The following is a 19,649-nucleotide window of genomic DNA, read 5'->3' as shown; positions in this document are numbered from 1 at the left end:
TCCTCACGTCATCAGGTGCGGGCGGTGAGTTCGGCCAGCGTGTCGACGGCGAGGCTGCGGGCGAGGTCCACCTTGAAGGCGTTGTCGCGCAGCGGCCGGGCGGCCGCGAGTTCGGCGTCCACGGCCCGGGTGAAGGTGTCGTGGGTGGCGGTCGCGCCGCGCAGGATCTCGTCCGCGGCGCGGGCGCGCCAAGGACGGTGGGCGAGCCCGCCGAAGGCCAGTGCGGCGTGCTCGATCCGGCCGTCGCGGACGGTGACGGCCGCGGCGACGGAGGCGAGGGCGAAAGCGTACGACGCACGGTCGCGCGCCTTGCGGTAGAGGGAGACGGCGCCGTCGGGACGCGGCGGCAGCACCACCTCCGTGATGAGCTCGCCCGGCCTGATCTCGGTGTCACGGTCGGGCGTGTCCCCCGGCAGCCGGTGGAAGTCGGTGACGGACACGGAGCGTTCGCCGTCCGGTCCGTGCAGCTGGACCGTGGCGTCGAGGGCGGCCAGGGCGACGGCCATGTCCGACGGATGGGTAGCGACGCAGCCGTCGGAGTGGCCGAGGACGGCGAGCTCGCGGTGGGCACCTTCCCGGGCGGGGCATCCGGTGCCCGGTGCCCGTTTGTTGCACGGCTTGGAGATGTCCTGGAAGTACGGGCAGCGGGTGCGCTGCAGCAGGTTTCCGCCGGTCGTGGCGGTGTTGCGGAGCTGCCCGGACGCTCCGGAGAGCAGGGCCTGCGACAGCGCGGGGTAGCGGGTGCGCACCGCGTGATGGGCGGCGAGGTCGCTGTTGCGTACGGTTGCCCCGATACGCAGTCCCCCGTCCGCGGTCTCCGTCACACGGTCCAGCGGCAGCCGGCTGACATCGATGAGCAGATCCGGGGCGGTCACACCGAGTTTCATCAGGTCGACCAGGTTGGTGCCACCCGCGAGGAACACGGCCCCCGGTCGGCCGGCGCTCGCGCGGACCGCCTCGGAGGTGGTGCGGGCGCGCAGATATCCGAACGGTTTCACGGTGCCACGTCCAAAATCGCCTCGACGATGCGGGGGTAGGCGCCGCACCGGCACAGATTGCCGCTCATCCGCTCACGGACCTCGGGCGCGGTGAGCGCGGCCAGGGCGGCGCCGGATTCGGTGACGTGGGACGGGAAGCCGTCCGCCGCTTCACCGAGCATGCCGACGGCAGAGCAGATCTGGCCCGGGGTGCAGTAGCCGCACTGCAGGGCGTCCCGGTCCAGGAATGCCTCCTGAACCGGGTGCAGCCGGTCACCGTCGGCGAGACCCTCGACGGTCGTCACGGCGGCCCCGTCGTGTGCGACGGCGAGCAGCAGACAGCTGTTGGCGCGCCGGCCGTCGACGATGACGGTGCACGCCCCGCACTGGCCGTGGTCGCAGCCCTTCTTCGTCCCGGCGAGGCCGAGGTGCTCGCGCAGCGCGTCCAGGAGAGTCGTGCGGTGGTCGAGCGACAGGGTCCGTTCGGTCCCGTTGATGTGCAACGTCAGGGTGGAACGGTGAAGGGCCGGCTCCCCGGCACCGTCCTCCCGCCGGCTCGCGTGGTCCACTCGTTCGCACCTCTCGGAGCTGTGACGTCCAGAGCTATGGCTTCGGGCTGTTTTGTACCAGATATTCGCGATTCTTCCGGCTCATTTCGCCCACCACGGATACGCGTCCGCACCTCATCGGCTCTCCAGCCGCAGCCGCACCTCCTCCTCCTGGTCACCGGAGACCGTTCCGACGACCCGCACCGTGAAGGCGTCCGCCAGGTGCTTCCTGAGCTCGTCGACCGCCCAGTAGCCACCCTGCACATCGACCGTCACGGGCGCGTCGAGCGTGACGGGCCCCGAGACCACCCTCGCCTCGGACACGTCGACGGTCGCGGTCCATACGGTGGGCCGCTTGCCCGCCACGTCCTGCGGTACGTCCACCGAGGCCCGGTCGGTGGTGAAGGCGGCCCGCAGCACGTCGAAGACCATCCGTGCATCGCCCTTCGCGCATCCACTGATCGCGACCGTCACCTCCCGGCCGTACCGGTTCTCCTCCGTCTGCACCTGTGCGCTGTTCACCGGGATTCCTTCCGCTCGCACTGCTCCCTCTCCAGGCTCACCCCACCGCCGGGTGTCGGCGACATGAAGGGGGCCACTGGTAATGAAACGCTTTTCTCCTTATATCCACTTAAAACATGAATTGACGGTCATAACCGAGTGATGGCCTCTCCTCGGGGTATCCGGCATGCATGGACGTATCGAACGGAGCCCTCAATCCCCTGGCCGTCACTCTCGCGGACGGGCGGGGCGCGCTCGGAGTGGTGATGGCGATCGTCGGCGTGGCCCTGGTGGGCGTGCTGATCGGCGCCGTCTGGCTGGGACGGCTGCGCCGGGCCCAGGAGCTGCCGCCACCCCGGCCGGACGAGCAGCCGCACCAGCCGGACCACCGGGCCCACGTCGAGGAGCGCGACGTCCACGGCGACGACAGCTTCCCGGCCGACGGGCGGGGACTGTCCCCCTACGAACTCGGTGACCACGGGAACGAGCCCATCCGCCACGAGACCGACGAGACGCGCGACTGAGCAGGTGAGCCGTCCGCACCGGCGCGTGTTGCGGGAGCGGCCGACCGACGTGAGGCTGGGAGAGGCCCGACGGCCACGGCATGAATGTGCCGCAGAACCGATGAAGGCAGCAGCATCATGACGGGAAGCAGACCCAAGGCAGCGCCCCTCTCGGCACCGCTGACCGGACCGTCGGCGCCCTGCTGGGTCAATCTCATGACCCGGGACCTGGAGTCGGCGCAGGCGTTCTACAACGCCACGCTCGGCTGGACGTTCCGGCCCGGCAAGCTGGGCCAGGAGTTCTCCGTCGCCCGATGCGAGGGCGTGCCGGTGGCCGGCATCGCCGCGGTGGCGAAGGACTTCCGCGTCGCCGTGGGGTGGACTCCGTACTTCGCCGTCCAGGACGCCAATGTGGCGGCGTCCCGCATCCGCGAGCGCAGCGGCACGGTGGCGGTGGGGCCGCTGGCCCTCGGCAAGGGGCGCGGCGCCCTGGCGGCGGACCGGGACGGCGCGGTGTTCGGCATCTGGGAGCGCACCGAGCCGGCCACGTCGCCCCCTGCGCCGGACGACCGCTCGACCGCCTGGCTCCGGCTGCGCACCAGGGACGCTTTCGAAGCTGCGATCTTCTACGGCGAGGTGCTCGACTGGGCGAGCGGACACCCGGGTGGCTGCGAGGTGTCGTACGAGACGGACGAGGTCGTCGTGCACTGCAGTGGGCGGCGACTGGCCCGGATCAGTTCCGGTGCGGTCGAGGCCGCACCGGATCCGCTGGTCCGCCCGCACTGGCAGGTCCACTTCCCGGTGGTCGATGTGGCGGCAGCCGTCTCGGCGGCTCGGCAGCACGGGGGCTCGGTCGTCGAGCAGCGGGCCCAGGGGCAGGGAGCCGAGGCGACGCTGCTCGATCCGGACGGCGGGCTGTTCACCGTCACGGACATCCGGAGCCCGATCGCCGAAGCCCTGTGAGGCCACGGGTCCGAGCCGCCCGGTCCGCCCGCCGCGTCAGGGCTGCGGGCCCGGGCTCACCTGCCGCGTTCCGACGACGAGCGGGCCAGCACCCAGGCCGGGACCACGAACCAGCAGACGAGGAACCACAGCGCCATCGCGCCGACCAGCCACAGGGCGAGCGCATTCTGCAGGGCCACCCGCAGGATGAGCAGCAGTGTGGAGCACATCGTGCAGAACAGCAGAACGAGTCCGAGCATCGTCAGACGTGATGCCCATGCGACGGTCTGCACCTTCAGCCGGCGCCCGGTGAGGAGCCGGTGGATGGAGACAGGCCCGATCAGCGCAGCGGCCGTGGCCGATCCCAGCATGACGGTGACGACGTAGATGGTGCGGTCGGCTGCCGACAGATCGACGAACCGCGGCTGGAAGACGACGGCGAGCAGAAAGCCGAACAGGATCTGGACACCGGTCTGGGCGACGCGCAGTTCCTGGAGCAGATCGGACCACAGCCGGTCCGCCCGTTCCTCCGCCGTCTCGTGGCGGCCCGTGTCGCCGTCGCCCTCCTGACACCTGTCCGCGCCGCCGTCCCCGCCGTGCGTCGGGTTCACCGTGAGCCTCCGTCCGCGGTAGCCGCTCCGTACGTCGCGTCACCCTCTCCCCCACCGTAGGGACCGCCCGGCGGGCCGGCAGCCGGAACCTCGTCGGCCATGCCCTCGACGTCCGGTGCCCGGCGCGCCTACGATCTTGAGTACGGCATCGCGCGTCGGTCACCGGCCGGGTGAGGCGTGGAGGTGCCCGTGAGATGCCTGTTGGAGGCATTCCACAGTGTCAGTCGAGTTGAACCACACCATCATTCACGCCCGGGACAACCGGGCATCCGCCGAATTCCTGGCGCACATCCTGGGTCTCGAGATCGGCGCGGAATGGGGCCCGTTCATCGCGGTCGCCACCGCGAACGGGGTCACACTGGATTTCGCGACCATCCCCGACGAGTCGATCGTCGGGCAGCATTACGCCTTCCTGGTCTCGGAGGCGGAATTCGATACGTCATATGCGCGCATCAAGGAGCTCGGGATCACCTACTGGGCCGATCCGCATCAGAAGCATCCGGGCGAGATCAACCACAATGACGGCGGCCGGGGCATCTACTTCCTCGATCCCGCGGGCCACGCCATGGAGATCATCACGCGCCCGTACGGCGGCTTCACCTCGTAGCGGGACCCCTCGCACGAGGGGTTCGGGCCTTCGGTCGGATCAGGCCGCCCGGCAGGTTCCGTAGGAGTACCCAGAGGCCGGGATCCGGGTCACCGGGTCCCGGCCCGACACCTCGTGCGGCCGTCAGGCGATCGGAAGCACCAGTTCAGGCCGGTCCCACATCACCGCCGGCGGGTACGCCGCGGCGGTCCCCGTCCGCAGGGCTCCGACACTGCGGTAGAAGCCCTCGGCGGGCGGATGCGAGACGATGCGGACACCGGAGAGCCCGGCTCGCTGCGCCTCGTCGCGCAGATGCGCGATCAGCAGTCGCCCGATGCCGAGCCCCTGGGCACTGTCGGCGACGAACATCAGGTCCAGTTCCGGCGGGTCGAGGATCAGCGCATAGAAGCCGAGCAGCCGGCCGGTGTCGCTCTCGACGGCCGCGAAGACCCGGTGGGTCTCGATGTAGTCGGGCCCCACCCGGTATCCGGCGACCATGGGAGCGTACGGGCCTTCGTACGCGCGGGAGTTCCTGACCAGCCGGGTGAGACGCTTGGCGTCACGCGCGGTCGCCCGTCGGATCAGTACGGTCCGGCGACCGGCCCCACCCGCCGGATCCGTAACACTCGATGTCATACAGGGAGTATTACGCATCGGAAGGCCGGGCATCCGCCCGGCCTTCCCGCTGCCCGCCGCCCCGCCCATGTCGGACGACGCCCCGCTTATGCCGAATGACGCCCTGCTCGCCAGTCCTCGACCACCGTGTCGATGTCGAACGGCCGCAGATTCAGCAGCGGTCCCGGCGGCGGCCGCCGGATCGCCGCCTCGATCTTCTCGTTGACCTCGGAGAGCATCCGGCGCACCTCGGCCTCCGAACGGGCCTCGGAGACGGCCGCGCGGACGTCTTCCGCCTCCTTGCGCAGGGCCAGCGCCGGCGGGAGCATCGACACCCCTTCGGCCTGCATCTTCTTCTTGATCCACCAGGTTTCGTCGTACGGACGGTCGATATCGGGCAGCGGCTTGCCGAAACCCGGAAGCTGCGAGACGTCGCCACGCTGCTCGGATTCACGGATCTGCTTGTCGACCCATGATTCGAAGCTGACGCCGGCGGGTTTGCGTTCGGTCAACGTGCACCCCTCTCGGAAGTCCTCTGGTTCCGTGCTCCCACGATACCGAGGGCCGGTCCCGGCGATCAGTGCGGCAGAGCACCTCACCGCGGCCTGACCCGCAGTTCGCCTCCGACCTGCGCGAACGCTCAGCGCTGTGGGCCCGTAACCACCCGTCCCGGCCGGCTCTGAGGCGCTTCAGCCCGCCGTGGGGTTCCCGCGGGAGCACCCCTCAGGAACCGTGAGCCCCGACCGGCACGGACCTGCCGGTGGGGCGTGTTGTGCGCCTGCCGCGTTGGAGTTCAGCTACAGAGTTTCCGCACGCTGACCAGCTCCGGGACCAGGACTACGGGGCAGCTCTCAGAACTTCCGTCACAGTGACAGGCGGGTCAGCCGGCTGACCCGAATCAGGCCAAGAATCAGGCTCCGGCGATGGTTCGGCCCGGCATCGCCTCCCCGAGCGCGGCCCGCCAAGTCGGCGCACCGAAGGGTTCGGCGAAGTACTGCGTCTCGTGTACCACCTGCTGGTCAGCGAATTCCATGATGCTCACCGAGTACGACGGCACACCGTCGTAGGTGATCACGCATTCGCTCACCCACAGATGCGCATGGCCGGTGATCCGCTGGACGCTGAAGTGCCGGTCGGCCGGGTGCCCGCCGCGTTGGGCCGAAATCGTCGTGCGGCCCCGGAACCGCTCACCTGACTGCGGGTAGTCCAGGATCGCGTCCGTGGCGTAGATGGCGTGCTCGGCTTCGGTGTCTCCGCGTTCCGATGCCCGCCAATGCTCCTCGATCGCGGTCCTGGTCCGGGAGTCAGCATCCATGGCACCGCCTTTCTGTAGCGGTGACAGCCTAAGGGCTGTCCCGTAATCCCTGGTGGATCAGCGCGCGGCGTCAGATGCGGTGCATCGCAAGGCGGAGGGACATCCGCATACTGGGCGTATACGGGCGTTCCGACAACGCGGCGAGGTGCCGTAGCTGTCGTCGTGGAACTCGGCTTCCCACCGCCGCTTGACCGCGGCGTACTCGGCTATGGCAGCGGAATGGCACCGAAGGTAGTCGCGAAACAACAGCGAGAACTGCTGCGAGAAGCTGCCGAGACGACGCACGTGCACGTGGGTCCGGCGTCGGCCGGGAGCCTCCCGGAAGTAGCGCTTCGTCCGTTCCGGACTCTCCGCCCGGTACACGAAACCGATGGCCTCGAGCGGCACCCGGAACGCGTCCAGCGGCTCGAACGACCGTACCGAGACCTGTATGTCGATCGCCGGAGGGGGCGCCGGCGGTGACGGCGAAGTGGTGCAGCACGGTTTGCTGGACGGCGCGCAGCTCACCGGCCGCGCGTGAACGTCAACAGCTGGCGGCGCGAACTCGGAGCTGCTCCGCCGGTTCCGATTGACCCCTGCCGTCGAGAGGAGGGCCATCGGCTCGCGGGATGCAGGGTCAACGCCCCGTGACCACCGAGCGCGACCGCCATCGGCGGGCACTGGTTCAGCGAGGGTGACCGGGCCCGACGAAATCGCACCGGCCCGGACGGTGGCGGGCATGCGTACCACTCAGGAGACCCAGACTGTCGGGAGGCGGTCCGGCCGCCAGCCAGGGAGTACCGGCAGAGCCGGGGCACCCGGACCACCGCCCGTACACCGATCCTGACGCCGGACCGGGCGGCTCGCATCCGGGCCGCCCGGGTGTGCCCACGGGACAACCGGTGCCACTTGTCCAACGCTCATCGCCGTCGGCTCCGGCGGCGGACTGGTCACCGGTCATCGCCGGGTCCGGTTGGTCATCCGTATCCGAAAATCCGCGCGATGAAGTACGCGGCAAAGATGACCGATCCGAGCAGGACCAGTCCTGCCCAAAGGGCGGGGTGTTCCCAGATGCCTCCGTCCGCGCGTTCCTGATGGGCTTCACTGATGGAGCCCTCGGCAGGTGGTGTCTCCCCTGGGGGATTCAGTGCTATGGCCATACCTCCACCTTCTCTCAGCCGCGCCCCTTTTGCACCGTGGTCCTCGCTCCACGGGCACCCGGGGGACGGCAGGCACAGCTCCGTGGACGGCTGCTGAAGCTCAACTCGTGCGGCCGGTCGGATCGTGGTGACGTCCGGATCAGAGATCGCCCGGCGCCGACGGTTCGTGATCAAGAAGGTGGGTGCAGCCATTGACGGGCGGCGGCCAGGTTCACCTCCATGTCGTCGCTCCATGAGCAGACTTCCAGCCACGACAGGTAGCCGCCCTGCGCGAAGACCAGGACCTCACCAGGGCACTCGCCGGTTTCGGTGACGAGCTGTGCATCGGCGGCCACGACAGTGCCGGGGCCGATGGGCGCGGGCTCCACCTCGCTGGTGGAGAGTTCGAAGTAGGCGGTGCCGCACCCGCATGCGCAGCGGGATCGCACGCTGAGGTGTGGGATCTGCTTTCGGAGCGCGACGTGAACCGGCTCGTCCGTGTTCAGTACGAACGCAAGCACGTCGGCTATGTCGGCGGGCAGGTTCCCGGTCATCCCGTCACCGTAGCTGACCAGTGGCTTCGGGCTTCGACCGCTCCTGGTCCGTCGCCCGTGGGGCGGCCGACGCGCTCACGATGATCAGCGATGGTCGCAGCCTTTCCGCGGCCGATCCACCGGCAAGGTCGCGTCTTACGGCTGGAGCACCAGGTCGCGCTGATACCAGGTGCCCTGCTTACCGCCAAGGTCCGCCGGGGCAGCCGGGCCGACCGGAATGAATCCGGACTTGGTCAGGACCCTCTGGGACGCGGCATTGTCGTGGGAGGAGGCCGCCCGCAAACTGCGTAGCCCGTGCCGCGCCGCCGCCAGCCGGCACAGTTCCCGGACGGCCGCGGTCGCCATGCCGCGGCCGGCGACGTGCTGCGCGACCCGGTACCCGAGCACAGCAGTGCCGTCCTCGAAGTCGTACAGGTTGAACCGGCCCAGAACCGAGCCATCCTCTGCGACGAGCACGTAGAAAGCCCCGATGCCCGCCTCTTGCTCGGCCAGCAAGGCGCTGTACCGGTCGGCAAACTGCTCGAAGAACTCGTCGCCGCGGTCGGAGATCGAGGCAGCGAAGTAGGCGCGGTTCGCCACCTCGAAGGCCAGTACCGCAGGGGAATCGCCGGCATGCAGCCGCTTCAGCTCAGGCACGGCCTGACTCTACCCAGATACTGCGCGAAGACCATCTGGATTTCCCCACCGGCACACAGCCCTGACCTCACCGCTTCGCTCGGGTACGGCTGGCTGCGGGGCGGAAGCGCTGCGGCTTGAGCAGGCAAGGCGCGCCGCAATCTTCCTGGACTACGCGCGGACTCGCCGGCATGGGAACCGGCGAACGGCTCCTCACCCTTCTGCCCTGGGATCCCGGCCAGCAAGGCCGGGCACGGCGTCCTGACCTGTTCGGCCTTGCAGGCCGAGCATCCTTCGAGGGACACCGAGAACCTGGTGGACGGCCAGGCATGAATACCGGCGGAGTTTGCCGCCACGTCCAGCCTGAGGAGCCATATCAGTGCTTGAAGGCGTCCTTCGTCTTCTCCTTTGCCTGACGCATGTCACCCTTTGCCTTCTCGGCGCGACCCTTGGTCGTCAAACCCTCGTTACCCACCGTGCGGCCGGCGGCCTCCTTCGCCTTGCCCTTGATCTGTTCCACTTTGGCCTTGGCCTTCTCATCCTTGGCCACGACACTCACATCCCTCTTCTTCGAACTCGATGGATATTCCATTTACCTTCGGGCGGACCGGCCCGCGCCCGGCGATTCCGGCACGTGGCACGGTCGTCTCGGCACCAAAGTCATCGCTCGATGCCGGTTCTGCTTGCCACCAGTCTCGCCCGAATCGTGTCAGCCGCATCTTGAGAGGCTCTGCCTCGTGCTGCGGAGGCGGGCCGCTATGGGATCCGCGGTTGCCGGTCACCGGCTTCAGCACCGAACACTCGGCGGCCCCGCAAGCGGCAGATACTTGATGTGCCGTGACGAGGGCGCGGCTGTTGTGTCCTTCTACTGCATGGCAGGTTCGGCCGGTATGCCGGATTGGCCCGAGAGTATGCCTGGCGCAGGAAGGTTGTGCAGGTGACGTCGTCTGCCGGTGCCGGTTCACAGCCTGCCTCCCCCGCCCGGGAGGTGGTACTGGATGACGCCACCTTGGTGGTCCGCGCCCGTGACGGGGACATGCGCGCCTTCGAGGTGCTGGTACGCCGCTATCAGGGGCCGATGTACCGCTTGGCACTGCATATGCTCGCCAGCCGTGGCGACGCCGAGGACGTGGTGCAAGAGGTGTTCCTGACTGCCTGGCGGCGGCTGGGTCAGTTGCGGGACGACGCAGCGTTCGTGGGCTGGCTCTACCGGACGACGACCAACCGGTGCCTGAACATCATCCGGGCACGCAGACCCGTCGCGGAGGCTGACCTGGACTGTCGCGAATCCGCCGCGGGGGCTGGATCCCCGGAGCGGGCGGCACAGGTCAGCGAGCAGCTGATGGCGCTCGCGGCCGCTTTGAAGCGGCTGACGCCCGAGCAGCGGGCATGCTGGCTGTTGCGGGAGGTTCACGGGCGCTCCTATCAGGAGATCGCCGGGGCCACGGGCACGACCTGTACTGCGGTGCGTGGACGCATAGCGCGCGCTCGAGCGCAATTGGCGGAGGCGATGGCTCCATGGAAATGAGCGACACTCAGCGCTACATGCCGCCTTGCGGCCGCGATATGGAGACGGTGTGGGAGCGGCTCGATCCGGTCGACACTGACCTGGGTGACACTCATGAGCTCACCTGCGAGTACTGCTCTGCGGCTCGGCGAAGCCTGGTGGTCCTGCAGGAGGTGACCGGCAAGCTCGTCTCGGAAGAGACCGGACCTCCGTGGGGCTTGACCGGACGGATCATGTCCGCGGTGCGAGCAGAGGTTCGCCGTCACCACATGCTCGCGCTGCCCAGTGCGGAGCCGGGAGGGGTGCAGATCAGCGAACAAGTGGTCGCTGCGGTGCTGCGATGCGCTGCCGATTCCGTCGACGGTGTGCGCGCACGGCGCTGCCGGATCGCCCGCACGGAGAGGGAGGGCGCGGTGGAGGTGGAAATGAGCCTCGCGGTGGCCTACCGCAGGTTTTCCGCCGACGCTGTCGACGAGGTGCGCGAGAGGGTCCGGGCAGCTGCCGCAGCACGGGTCGGGATACTCCTGGTGCGTCTGGACCTGACCGTGGAAGACCTCTACGACGCATGACACCCCCAGCATCGGGCAGCAGACCGCTGAGAGAGGCTGAAGCACATGGACACGGTGCCCGCAATGGCAACGCCCGTGCCGGACGACGAGATACGGGTTCCCCGCGCCCAGTCGGTGATCGCCGAGCCCGTGATTGCCGCAGTTGCCGCCCGAGCCGCTGTCGGAGTCCCTGGTGTTGTGCGGCTCGAACCCGGCCTGACCGGGCTCGCCTCCCAGGTGGCGCGTTCGGTACGCCAGAAGATCAACGGCCTTGCCCCGGCCCCGAGCGAGGGTGTGAGAGTCACGGTCGACTGCTCAGCCGTGCCATCGAGCCTGCACGTGTCCGTCGACATGGTCGCCTCCGGGCATGACCAGGCCGGGGCCGTGGGACGGGCCGTTCAGCGCGAGGTCACGCGTGCAGTCGCCGATGCCACGGGCCTCACGCCGCAGGCCGTCGTGGTGTCGATCATGGACATCGACTCGTACGGGACCGGTGCGTGGTGACTCCGAGATCAGAGCTGACGCGCTCGCTCCTCGCTGTTCTAGGAAGAATCCCCGGTCTGCGTCCGGCGAGCCCCTCCACCACCCACGTCGGATCACGCGTGCCGTGGAACCTCGACACCCTGGCCGTCGGCATCGACGACGAACTCATCGAGATCCGCGTCGTCGCCCTCGCCCTCCCCCTTCCTCCGATCCTGCGCGAAGCCGAGACCGCCCTGCACACGGCGCTCGAAGAGACCCGCTGGAAGGACGCTCGGCTGCGCCTGATCGTCACCGACATCGATGCGGCCGCCTTCACCCCTGTCGATCATGCGAGTGACGCGGGTGCCTGAGAGGCCATGACGTTCTCCCCTGGCACGGGTCGTTCAGGTGTGACGAGCGTGAAGCCGCCTCGTCCGGAGCCAGGAAACCGAGGAGAGCACCATGACCAATCCAGCCACCACGCATATTGCCGAGCACTCCACTTTCGCCGCAGGTGACGCGGACAAGAACGCCACCAGCACACCGGAAGCCTCCCCTGCACAAGCCTCAGGCCAGGGCTCCACCACCATCGCCGACGTCGTCGTCCAGAAGATCGCCGGCCTCGCTGCACGTGAGGTGCCCGGCGTATATGAGCTGGGTGGAGGAGCGGCACGGGCGTTCGGCGCAGTCAAGGGGCGGATCCCCGGAGCCTCCGCCAGCGCCGGACAAGGCGTCTCCGTCGAGGTCGGTCAGAAGCAGGCGGCCGTGGACCTGCAGATGCAGGTCGAGTACGGAGTATCCATACCCGAGCTGGCCAAGGACGTCCGCAACAACGTCATCGACTCCGTCGAGCAGATGACCGGCCTGGAAGTCGTCGAGGTCAACATCGGCGTCAATGACGTACACATCCCCGCTGACGACAGTGACACCGACGACCGAGGCACGGGCGACCGTGTCCAGTAGCCGCTCCCGGGTTCCGGCGCCTGCACGAGCCGTACATCAACCGCAGTGCGTACGAGAGCTCACCACGGGATCCATACAGCTGAAGGGTCCATCTCTGCGGCCTCGCACACCCCGACTCAATGCCGCACGGTCACTGTGAGGGCAACTGACGCCACCAAGGAGAAGTGACATGACGTCCACTCAGACGGGACTCCTGACAGGGCTCGTCCTCGGCCTCGCCGCCGCATTCGGCGGTTTCGACGCCTTCCTCATCGTCCTCGTTCTCGGGACGGTCGGGCTGCTGGCAGGGCGCTACCTCGACGGCAAACTCGACCTCGCCCAACTTACCGGCCGGGACAGGGACAACTTCCATGGACACCGCGACCACCACGTCAGCTGAAGCAGAGACCGGCGCGACGCAGCGAGGCAGCACAACGATCTCCGACCGCACCGTGGAACGCATCGCCGCTCGGGTACTGACCGAAGTCGAGCACATCGGCGGAGCAGCAGGCCGGGTGCTCGGCATAGCGGTCCCAGGGGGGCACCCAGACGACTCGGCCCGGGTCACCGCGAAGGTCAGCAGCGACTCAGTTGCGGCGCTCGATGTTCGTCTGTCCGTCGCCTATCCGAACTCCGTCGCCCACACCACCGAGGACGCCCGCGCACGCTTGATGCGCCGCGTTGCGGACCTGACCGGTCTGACCGTGACCCGTGTCGACATCACCGTCACTTCACTGCGCGCTCCCGACTCACCCACCAGGAGAGTCCGATGAAACGCCGGCCCCGCCGCACCCTTCCCGCCGCTCTCACCGCGCTGGTCCTGCTCGCCGCCTGCGTCCTGCTCGCCGTCGTCGCCATTCAGTTGATCATTGGTCAGAGCCCGCTCATCACCTACCGCTCCGTCACCGACACCCTGCACAGCACCCACTGGAACGACACCATCGTCCTCATCGCCGGCGGCACACTCGTCCTGCTCGGGCTGCTCCTGCTGCTCGCGGCACTCCTTCCGGGGAAACCGACCGTTCTGCCGTTGACCGGTGACGTGGACGCCGGCGTCGCCAGGCGTAGCCTGCGCCACACCCTGCAGCACACAGCCGCGAGTGTCGACGGGGTCAGCAGGGTGAAGCTGAAACTGGGCCGCCGCAAGATCGTCGCCCGCATCCGAACCCACAGGACCAACACCGCGGGGCTTACCGATGCCGTCCGCGCCGCCCTGGATCAGCGCCTCGACCAGGTCGCCCCGCTCACCCGTCCGGCCATGAAGATCAAGCTCCGCGCCGCCAGGGACACACCATGACGAGCCTTAACCGCCCAGCCCGCCTCAACCGCACCCTGCTCGCCATGTTCGGCGTGCTCCTGCTCGGCTCCGGTTCCGTCGCCCTGGCAGCCCACTTCCGCCAACTCACCTTCATGGATTCGGACGCCACACTCACTCCCACCACCGTCGACCTTCCCACCTGGGCACTTTGGATTGCCGCCGCCACCGCCATCTGTCTGGGGCTGCTCGTCCTGCGCTGGATCGCCGCCCAACTCGCCCGGCGCCCCAAAACCCACACCTGGCACCTTGAGCAGAACGCCGGGCAGGGCAGCACCGAACTGGCCGCGAACACTGCCACCGCCCCCTTCCTCGATGAAGTCAATGCCTACTCCGGCGTCCACCACGCTCGCGCCACGCTCGCCGGAACCCGCCAAAAACCCACCCTCGCAATGGTGATCAGCGCCGAACAAGGCGGTGATCTGACCACCATCAACCATCAACTCAACACCCGTGGGCTGCCCCGGCTCCGTCAAGCACTCGACCTCGACACCCTCCCCGTCACCGTCGAGTACCGTTTCACCACTCACACCGGCGCCCGCGCACGTTAGACCGTTTCGCATCGATCACATGGTGATGCGGTCGATGCGATCGAATCACGCTCCACCCCGCCGCCGTCACTGACCGCTGAGCGCTGTGGCAGCACCTCGTCGGCCCAGCCGTCACCCCGGCGTCGCTGATGATGGGGCGTGCACCGCGGTGCCGGCAACTCCTGACACGGAATGACGGAGCCGGCGGTGCCCGGATCAGTGCGAGCCGGTCCTGCGGTGACTCCGTACGGCCTCCTTCACCTTGGCGACGGCGATCCCCCAACCCTGTCCGACCGTCGGTCTGGCCGGGATGGCGACTTCGTCAGGGTTCGTCAGTACGTCGAGCAGGACCGGTACAGGTGTGGTGAAAGTGCGTCGTACCGACTCCTCCAGTTCGGCGGGGTCCGTGACACGGATGCCGGTGATGCCCATGCCGGTGGCCACCGCGGCGAAATCCGGGTTGTCCAGCACAGTGCCGTACTCAGGCAGTCCCGCCTGTTCCTGCTCCAACTCGACCATGCCGAGGCGGTGGTTGTCGAAGACGACGAGTTTCTGGTACCCGGCAGCGTCGAGTCCGCATACCAACGCGATGAAGGGGGAGATGACGTCGATCACGATGAGGCCGATTGCGCATGCGATGTCTGCGGCCCGGTGCAACCACCTGCGCCGTTGTGGCGGCAGAAGACTGTTGCCCCCTGTATAGAGCGGGTGGTGCGGGACCGATGACATCGCCACGATCCGCGACCGGCTCGCAACCGGAGTTGATGACGCTCCCTGAATTTTCAAGAATCGTCATCAGAGGCAACTGCGCACCAACATGGCTCCTTCGCGCTTGGTGTGTCGCACGGTTGGCGCCGGCTCCTCGGCTTGGGACGGACGCCGCCGTTCGGGATCGGTGTCAGCTGGAGTTGGAGGGCGGGTCCTGAGGGTCGACTCCTGTGGATGCCGAGGCGTCCCTGGTACCGCTGGGGCGCTGGGACCGGCCTCTGGGGCCGGTGTCGTGCATTCCGCTATCGCTGGACTTCTTGGCCTGTTCCTCACCCCGGCGATGTGTGCTCTTGACTGCGTCGCCGGGGACCTCTTCGGTTTCCTCCTTGGAGATCTTCCTGCCGGGCCCGGACTTCGGCGCGTACTCGTCCGGATGGAAGGACCGGCGCGCACTGTCGTTGGGCTCCTGGTGGGACTCGTCCACGTCGGACGACCAGCCATGCTGGTGGGTGCCCTTGTGGCGACTCGGCCCCTCGCCGTGCGAGGGCTGGGACGACCTCTCGTTCTTCGGCATGATCGGCCTTCCTTTCATGTCTCCGCGATCCCTCGCGGATGCGTAACGAGCCACCTCCAAGGTTAGCCAAATCGAACATTTAGGCATCTATTGCACACTGATGCAGTGATGCACTGATTCCTCTGGACTACTCCCCGGCCTGAACCTCGCCGAGCACGGTTTACCCACCTCGTGTGAGGACCTCAGGCGCGGGGCCCAGCGGACCCGTCCCGGCCCTGCGATCCGAGATCCGACGAAGAGTCGACGGTGTTCGTTCCAATCGGCGAGCCGGGCCCTGGTCAAAGACCGCATCCACGACTTCGACGGCCCGAGGTGGCACGCACCGAGCGAGGGGATCCGCTGCGGTGACGTCTGCTCGCCGCCTGTCCGTCCGTCGACGCGAGCTCCCGAGGAGTAGAGGGGCGAGGGTCTTCCGGAGGATCGCTGGGGGCTTGATCAACCCAGTCTTGAACATGCCGACGGTGGACGCCATCAGGACGGGCGGCCCTGGCTCATCCTGTGAGTTGAGGGGGCACAGGCGGGCGTTTTCCAGATCTTCATGCGGGATGTGCTCGACGCGAGCGCGGACCGCCCTCTTCCGAGACCCCTCGATGCGTGTTCGGCTCCCTCAAGATCCACGGCTCCGAAGAGGGACATCCGTGCGTTCCGGCGAATGCCGGGAGCAGCGCACAAGGGCATACTCGGAAATGCCCTTGAAAGATTGGAGGATGCAATGATCGTCCTCGGTGTCATCCTGCTTGTGCTCGGGCTGCTGTTCGGCATTTCCATCTTGTGGACCATCGGCGTCGCCCTTGTTGTGATTGGTGCGATCCTCTGGATCCTCGGTGCCGTCGGCCGCTCCGTCGGCGGGCGGCGCCACTATTGGTGAAGGGGCGGACGCCCACGGCGCCGAACTGCCGGGCCGCCCCGACGTGCGGGCTCGTCGCCATGCGGTCCCGGGACCGGTTCCGTGAGACCCAGAACACTTAGGGGCTGGTAGCGCCCCCGCCGTCCCTGGCTGGCGAAGAATACGCCGACGTTCAGGCCCGCGGAACCCGCCTGACGCCCGCTCGTCAAGCCGCTTCGTACCGGTGGGCCGGGCTGCCGCGCCATTCGATCCAGTGTGGGTCGTCGAGGCAATGCTCGGCGTCGTAGATTCCGGCCTGCCGGAGAAGTTTGATCAGGTCGCGGTCATCGTGGATGAGGCCGGCAAGCTCATCGTTGATCGTGACCGCCCGTCCACCGGTCGGCGCAGTGCAGTGCACGACTATCGGGGCTTTCATCTGTTCAGGGTGCCCCGGGGCGACCGCAAGTGCACCTGGCCGGCGTGCGACGAGCCTGGCCGGGGAGGAAAATCGTGGGACGGGCGGTGGTCCCGATGTCTCTCCCTGCTGCGGGCTGGACCGCTGCCCGACAAGCGGGATGTACCGCCATATGGCCCACGGGGGTTCGGGAAGGGAATCGTGGGCTGCTTGGGCAGGGGCGTCGCCCGGTCCACGGGACATGCGAGTGGCCGCTGTACGCGCTCGCCGCGAACACACAGGCCCACGTGTCCTACGACATCAGCGAGCGCTACCCCGACATCACCGTCCCGACCCTCATCGTGCACGGCAAAGGCGACGTGGCCACCCCGGTCGAACCGTGTGCCACAGCAGCCGAGGCGCTTCTGCCCGACTCCCGCCTGGAGGTACGGCGCGACGTCAAGCACTTCCCCCAGGCCGAAGCACCCCACAAGACCACGCACCTGATCGAGGAACACCTGGAGCGCTGCTTCGCCCGAGTACGTGGATGAACGTCGCCCGCGGACTCCCTGCTCAGCCCGCAGGATCGCGAACCGCGCTCACACCTTCCATGTCCCCCGCCATGCGACCTGGACAACCACCCTGCGATACCTGCCTTCTGGCGTCAGGGACAGGCACCACGAGATGATCATCCTGTGACAGATGTGATCTTCTTCGACCTGGACGGCACCCTTGTCGATCATCGAAGCGCGGTCTTGGACACGATCGGCCAGATCGTCCGGGCCGCGCCGAACGCGACGGCTCCGCCGGAGGAGCTGGTCGCGTGGTGGTGGACGCTGGAGGCGCGCCATATGCGGGAATACCTGGCCGGTCAGTGCTCCTTCGCTGAGCACCACCGACGCAGGCTCCGTTCCTTCCTGCCGATGCTCGGCGAGCCGGTTCCTGAAAGTCCCAGTCATCTGGACGCCTGGATCGCCGAGCGCTACCTCACCGTGTTCGAGGACTCCTGGCGGTGCTATCCCGATGTCCAGCCGTGCCTGGAGACCCTGAAACGGCTTCCCCGAGGACCACGTCTGGCTGTTCTCACCAACGGGGACCCCGAGATGCAGCGCGCCAAGCTCGCTCGCTTCGGCCTCCTCGAATACTTCGAAGACGTCCTGACCCCGACCGAGCTCGGCGCGGCCAAGCCCGTCGCCTACGCCACCGCCTGCCGGCGGATGGGAACGGACCCCGCGCAGGCGGTCAACGTGGGCGACATGCTGGAAAGCGATGTACACGCAGCCACCCTCGCCGGGCTCACCGGCATCTGGCTTGACCGCGGCGTCGACTTCGTCACCGGTGGACCATCGCCGACGGCAGACGAGACGGTGCTCCGCATCGAACGGCTCACCGACCTCCCCGAGCACCTGTCACACACGAACGCCTGACCGGCTCTCACGGCCGTCGCAAGTGAGCGACCCGGGGGGCCTCTTCGCTCGCCGAACCGGGATGGAAACGGCCTCGGCGCGCGGAAGTGCGGAGCCGACCGAGGCTGCGTTCCCGCTCGAGGGGCGGCACTCCAGGCACCCGGAGGCGACTGCCCTGGGGGTACCGGTCCGTCGTTCCTCTCCGGCACTCCGCAAGCACTCCGGGGGTCAGGCGGCCGGCCGCAGACGGAGCCCGAAGGACTCATGAGTCCCCGCCGATGACCGATGCGCCGGTCAACGGCCGCCCGTGACCGGCTCGGGACGGGCCGCAACCACGAGTTGGCTTCTCAACCGCTCCAAGACGGGCTCGGGAATCCGGAGTCCGTCGCGCACATACCCGTCGAGCCCACCCCATCGCTCGTCCATCGCGTCCAGCGCCATGGCGAGATAGCGGGGGCGGACCTCGATGATCGCGGCGGCGATCTCCGGGTCGCCGCCCGCGTCGAGGAAGCCCTGGACAGAGGGGCGGAAGGTGGTCCGCACCACCGGATTCACGGCGAGGAACTCCGCCTGTACCACCTCGCGCGACGCCCCGACGATCAGCAGGAGCAGTGCGGTGGCCCAACCGGCGCGGCCCTTACCCGTCGTGCAGTGGAAGAGCATCGGACGGGCGCGGTCGTCCGCGGCCGTCTCGATGAAGGCCCGGTACGCGGCGGATGCGCCCGGCGAGAGCACGATTTTCCGGTAGGTCTGCGCGAACAGTTCCTCAGCCTTGCCGCCGCCGAGCAACTGCTGCGCGGCCGGCGGATCGGCGAGCAGCGCGCGCAGCCGGGCGGGTGCCACGCCCGGGTTGTCGCCGAGGACGTCGGCGACGAACAGCCTGGCCCCGGGCGGCAGCCGGTCGGGCGCCGCGGAACGCTCGTCGGCGGTGCGCAGGTCGACGACCGTACGGATACCAAGGGCCGTCACCGCGGCGTCGCGCGCCGCGTCGAGTCCGCTGAGCTGACCGGAACGCAGTACCGCGCCGGGCCGGACGCAGCGGTCGCGGCCCAGCGAAATACCCCCCAGGTCGCGCAGATTGACAACGGTGGCAGCGGGAACGGGCCTGGCGGTTTGCACGATGCTCTTCCCCTCATTCCGGACGCGGCTGAGCTCCGGACACGACGAAACCCGGACGAGTGATGAATCGATGCGGTTCGTTCGGCCGGATCAGCCGCCCAGAATCTTCGCCTTCTGCACCTCGAATTCGGCGTCGGTCAGAATTCCCTGTTTTTTGAGTTCGGCCAGTCGCTCCAGCCGGTCGATGAGGTCGTCCGCCGGCGGCGCGGGAGGCGCTGCCTGCACGGGGGCTGCCTGTTGCTGAGCGGCCTCCTGCTGGGCTCCCCACTTCTGCTGCTGGCGCTGTTGGACCCGGCCACTGACCGCCGATGCGGTTCCGGCGACGACAGCCGTGCGCGCCACGGCGCCCAGCAGTCCCGGTCCTCGACGGTTCATGCCCGGTCCTCGGAAAATCGGCATGATGTGCGCCCCTTCCTGTGCGGTGCGTGCGCTG

The 19,649-nt window shown here is 68.3% G+C and carries 32 protein-coding genes and 1 pseudogene; 16 read left to right on the top strand and 17 right to left on the bottom strand.

Annotation, left to right across the window (positions count from 1 at the left end; translation table 11 throughout):
* Positions 1–11: 11 nt before the first annotated feature.
* From OG878_RS36820 to OG878_RS36810, 3 genes are all read right to left on the bottom strand, one after another.
* The gene (locus tag OG878_RS36820) at positions 12–998 is read right to left on the bottom strand and encodes an FAD binding domain-containing protein (RefSeq protein ID WP_328890785.1); all 987 of its coding nucleotides are present in this window, start codon (positions 996–998) and stop codon (positions 12–14) included.
* Positions 995–1,546: a 2Fe-2S iron-sulfur cluster-binding protein gene (locus OG878_RS36815; protein WP_328890784.1), complete on the bottom strand. Its 552-nt coding sequence runs from the start codon at positions 1,544–1,546 to the stop codon at positions 995–997. The genes OG878_RS36820 and OG878_RS36815 overlap by 4 nt, the downstream gene beginning before the upstream one ends.
* A gap of 114 nt (positions 1,547–1,660) precedes the next feature.
* Complete coding sequence (locus OG878_RS36810) at positions 1,661–2,047, bottom strand: hypothetical protein (protein ID WP_328890783.1); 387 nt, start codon at positions 2,045–2,047, stop codon at positions 1,661–1,663.
* A gap of 170 nt (positions 2,048–2,217) precedes the next feature.
* Here OG878_RS36810 and OG878_RS36805 point away from each other — a divergent pair, with 170 nt between their 5' ends.
* Both OG878_RS36805 and OG878_RS36800 read left to right on the top strand, forming a co-directional pair.
* Positions 2,218–2,550: a DUF6479 family protein gene (locus OG878_RS36805; RefSeq protein ID WP_328890782.1), complete on the top strand. Its 333-nt coding sequence runs from the start codon at positions 2,218–2,220 to the stop codon at positions 2,548–2,550.
* A gap of 117 nt (positions 2,551–2,667) precedes the next feature.
* Complete coding sequence (locus tag OG878_RS36800; protein ID WP_328890781.1) at positions 2,668–3,492, top strand: VOC family protein; 825 nt, start codon at positions 2,668–2,670, stop codon at positions 3,490–3,492.
* A gap of 56 nt (positions 3,493–3,548) precedes the next feature.
* Here OG878_RS36800 and OG878_RS36795 read toward each other — a convergent pair whose 3' ends face one another.
* Positions 3,549–4,082, bottom strand: a complete 534-nt coding sequence (locus OG878_RS36795; protein ID WP_328890780.1) for a DUF6328 family protein — start codon at positions 4,080–4,082, stop codon at positions 3,549–3,551.
* Positions 4,083–4,299: 217 nt separating this feature from the next.
* Here OG878_RS36795 and OG878_RS36790 point away from each other — a divergent pair, with 217 nt between their 5' ends.
* The gene (locus OG878_RS36790; protein WP_328890779.1) at positions 4,300–4,689 is read left to right on the top strand and encodes a VOC family protein; all 390 of its coding nucleotides are present in this window, start codon (positions 4,300–4,302) and stop codon (positions 4,687–4,689) included.
* 123 nt (positions 4,690–4,812) lie between these two features.
* Here the strand turns inward: OG878_RS36790 and OG878_RS36785 are convergent, their stop codons facing one another.
* From OG878_RS36785 to OG878_RS42425, 4 genes are all read right to left on the bottom strand, one after another.
* Positions 4,813–5,304: a GNAT family N-acetyltransferase gene (locus OG878_RS36785; RefSeq protein WP_328890778.1), complete on the bottom strand. Its 492-nt coding sequence runs from the start codon at positions 5,302–5,304 to the stop codon at positions 4,813–4,815.
* A gap of 86 nt (positions 5,305–5,390) precedes the next feature.
* Positions 5,391–5,795: a J-domain-containing protein gene (locus tag OG878_RS36780; protein ID WP_328890777.1), complete on the bottom strand. Its 405-nt coding sequence runs from the start codon at positions 5,793–5,795 to the stop codon at positions 5,391–5,393.
* 398 nt (positions 5,796–6,193) lie between these two features.
* Complete coding sequence (locus OG878_RS36775; RefSeq protein ID WP_328890776.1) at positions 6,194–6,598, bottom strand: nuclear transport factor 2 family protein; 405 nt, start codon at positions 6,596–6,598, stop codon at positions 6,194–6,196.
* A 57-nt stretch (positions 6,599–6,655) separates the two neighbouring features.
* Positions 6,656–6,985, bottom strand: coding sequence for a GrpB family protein (locus OG878_RS42425; protein ID WP_443049212.1), 330 nt, complete (start codon positions 6,983–6,985; stop codon positions 6,656–6,658).
* Between OG878_RS42425 and OG878_RS36770 the strand changes: the two genes are divergently transcribed.
* Entirely contained in the window at positions 6,969–7,118 is a 150-nt protein-coding gene (locus OG878_RS36770; RefSeq protein ID WP_328890775.1) for a hypothetical protein, read from the top strand. The genes OG878_RS42425 and OG878_RS36770 overlap by 17 nt on opposite strands.
* A gap of 436 nt (positions 7,119–7,554) precedes the next feature.
* On the opposite strand, the gene OG878_RS36765 is transcribed toward OG878_RS36770, so the two are convergent.
* From OG878_RS36765 to OG878_RS36750, 4 genes are all read right to left on the bottom strand, one after another.
* Positions 7,555–7,737, bottom strand: coding sequence for a DUF6480 family protein (locus tag OG878_RS36765; RefSeq protein ID WP_328890774.1), 183 nt, complete (start codon positions 7,735–7,737; stop codon positions 7,555–7,557).
* 170 nt (positions 7,738–7,907) lie between these two features.
* Positions 7,908–8,270 (bottom strand): hypothetical protein, encoded by a 363-nt coding sequence (locus OG878_RS36760; protein WP_328890773.1) that lies wholly within the window; start codon positions 8,268–8,270, stop codon positions 7,908–7,910.
* A 135-nt stretch (positions 8,271–8,405) separates the two neighbouring features.
* Positions 8,406–8,906, bottom strand: a complete 501-nt coding sequence (locus OG878_RS36755; RefSeq protein ID WP_328890772.1) for a GNAT family N-acetyltransferase — start codon at positions 8,904–8,906, stop codon at positions 8,406–8,408.
* Between the two features lie 355 nt (positions 8,907–9,261).
* On the bottom strand, positions 9,262–9,435 hold the full coding sequence (locus OG878_RS36750) for a CsbD family protein (RefSeq protein WP_328890771.1): 174 nt from the start codon (positions 9,433–9,435) through the stop codon (positions 9,262–9,264).
* 387 nt (positions 9,436–9,822) lie between these two features.
* Between OG878_RS36750 and OG878_RS36745 the strand changes: the two genes are divergently transcribed.
* The 9 genes from OG878_RS36745 to OG878_RS36705 all read left to right on the top strand — a co-directional run bounded on the left by OG878_RS36745 (position 9,823) and on the right by OG878_RS36705 (position 14,210).
* Positions 9,823–10,413 carry an RNA polymerase sigma factor gene (locus tag OG878_RS36745; RefSeq protein ID WP_328890770.1) on the top strand — a complete coding sequence of 197 codons (591 nt, stop codon included), beginning with the start codon at positions 9,823–9,825 and terminating at the stop codon, positions 10,411–10,413.
* Entirely contained in the window at positions 10,410–10,961 is a 552-nt protein-coding gene (locus tag OG878_RS36740) for an Asp23/Gls24 family envelope stress response protein (RefSeq protein ID WP_328890769.1), read from the top strand. Before OG878_RS36745 ends, OG878_RS36740 begins: the two co-directional genes overlap by 4 nt.
* 63 nt (positions 10,962–11,024) lie before the next feature.
* Positions 11,025–11,444: an Asp23/Gls24 family envelope stress response protein gene (locus OG878_RS36735; RefSeq protein WP_328890768.1), complete on the top strand. Its 420-nt coding sequence runs from the start codon at positions 11,025–11,027 to the stop codon at positions 11,442–11,444.
* A 98-nt stretch (positions 11,445–11,542) separates the two neighbouring features.
* A complete protein-coding gene (locus tag OG878_RS36730) occupies positions 11,543–11,773 on the top strand; it encodes a hypothetical protein (protein ID WP_328890767.1) in 231 nt (76 codons plus the stop codon).
* Between the two features lie 91 nt (positions 11,774–11,864).
* Complete coding sequence (locus OG878_RS36725) at positions 11,865–12,365, top strand: Asp23/Gls24 family envelope stress response protein (protein ID WP_328890766.1); 501 nt, start codon at positions 11,865–11,867, stop codon at positions 12,363–12,365.
* 169 nt (positions 12,366–12,534) lie between these two features.
* Positions 12,535–12,744 (top strand): hypothetical protein, encoded by a 210-nt coding sequence (locus OG878_RS36720; protein ID WP_328890765.1) that lies wholly within the window; start codon positions 12,535–12,537, stop codon positions 12,742–12,744.
* Positions 12,716–13,117, top strand: a complete 402-nt coding sequence (locus OG878_RS36715; RefSeq protein WP_328890764.1) for an Asp23/Gls24 family envelope stress response protein — start codon at positions 12,716–12,718, stop codon at positions 13,115–13,117. Before OG878_RS36720 ends, OG878_RS36715 begins: the two co-directional genes overlap by 29 nt.
* A complete protein-coding gene (locus OG878_RS36710) occupies positions 13,114–13,641 on the top strand; it encodes a DUF6286 domain-containing protein (protein WP_328890763.1) in 528 nt (175 codons plus the stop codon). The genes OG878_RS36715 and OG878_RS36710 overlap by 4 nt, the downstream gene beginning before the upstream one ends.
* Positions 13,638–14,210: a hypothetical protein gene (locus tag OG878_RS36705; RefSeq protein ID WP_328890762.1), complete on the top strand. Its 573-nt coding sequence runs from the start codon at positions 13,638–13,640 to the stop codon at positions 14,208–14,210. Before OG878_RS36710 ends, OG878_RS36705 begins: the two co-directional genes overlap by 4 nt.
* Positions 14,211–14,405: 195 nt before the next feature.
* On the opposite strand, the pseudogene OG878_RS36700 reads toward OG878_RS36705, so the two are convergent.
* Together OG878_RS36700 and OG878_RS36695 are read right to left on the bottom strand one after the other, a co-directional pair.
* A pseudogene (locus tag OG878_RS36700) lies at positions 14,406–14,741 on the bottom strand (thiamine pyrophosphate-dependent enzyme); the annotation flags it as partial.
* Positions 14,742–15,087: 346 nt separating this feature from the next.
* Complete coding sequence (locus OG878_RS36695) at positions 15,088–15,471, bottom strand: hypothetical protein (RefSeq protein ID WP_328890761.1); 384 nt, start codon at positions 15,469–15,471, stop codon at positions 15,088–15,090.
* A 712-nt stretch (positions 15,472–16,183) separates the two neighbouring features.
* On the opposite strand from OG878_RS36695, the gene OG878_RS36690 reads away from it, so the two are divergent.
* Positions 16,184–16,339: a DUF6131 family protein gene (locus OG878_RS36690; RefSeq protein ID WP_328890760.1), complete on the top strand. Its 156-nt coding sequence runs from the start codon at positions 16,184–16,186 to the stop codon at positions 16,337–16,339.
* A gap of 184 nt (positions 16,340–16,523) precedes the next feature.
* On the opposite strand, the gene OG878_RS36685 is transcribed toward OG878_RS36690, so the two are convergent.
* Complete coding sequence (locus OG878_RS36685) at positions 16,524–16,733, bottom strand: hypothetical protein (protein ID WP_328890759.1); 210 nt, start codon at positions 16,731–16,733, stop codon at positions 16,524–16,526.
* Between the two features lie 266 nt (positions 16,734–16,999).
* On the opposite strand from OG878_RS36685, the gene OG878_RS36680 reads away from it, so the two are divergent.
* Together OG878_RS36680 and OG878_RS36675 are read left to right on the top strand one after the other, a co-directional pair.
* Positions 17,000–17,242: an alpha/beta fold hydrolase gene (locus OG878_RS36680; RefSeq protein WP_328890758.1), complete on the top strand. Its 243-nt coding sequence runs from the start codon at positions 17,000–17,002 to the stop codon at positions 17,240–17,242.
* 144 nt (positions 17,243–17,386) lie between these two features.
* Positions 17,387–18,118, top strand: coding sequence for an HAD family hydrolase (locus tag OG878_RS36675; RefSeq protein WP_328890757.1), 732 nt, complete (start codon positions 17,387–17,389; stop codon positions 18,116–18,118).
* Between the two features lie 273 nt (positions 18,119–18,391).
* On the opposite strand, the gene OG878_RS36670 is transcribed toward OG878_RS36675, so the two are convergent.
* Entirely contained in the window at positions 18,392–19,216 is an 825-nt protein-coding gene (locus OG878_RS36670) for a tyrosine-protein phosphatase (RefSeq protein WP_328890756.1), read from the bottom strand.
* A 90-nt stretch (positions 19,217–19,306) separates the two neighbouring features.
* Positions 19,307–19,591: an SHOCT domain-containing protein gene (locus OG878_RS36665; protein WP_328890755.1), complete on the bottom strand. Its 285-nt coding sequence runs from the start codon at positions 19,589–19,591 to the stop codon at positions 19,307–19,309.
* Between the last annotated feature and the right edge of the window lie 58 nt (positions 19,592–19,649).

The sequence above is a fragment of the Streptomyces sp. NBC_00316 genome, assembly GCF_036158715.1.
In the GTDB taxonomy this organism is placed as follows: domain Bacteria; phylum Actinomycetota; class Actinomycetes; order Streptomycetales; family Streptomycetaceae; genus Streptomyces.
The sequence above is the reverse complement of the archived record's forward strand: the minus strand, read 5'-3'. Positions and strand labels throughout refer to the sequence as shown.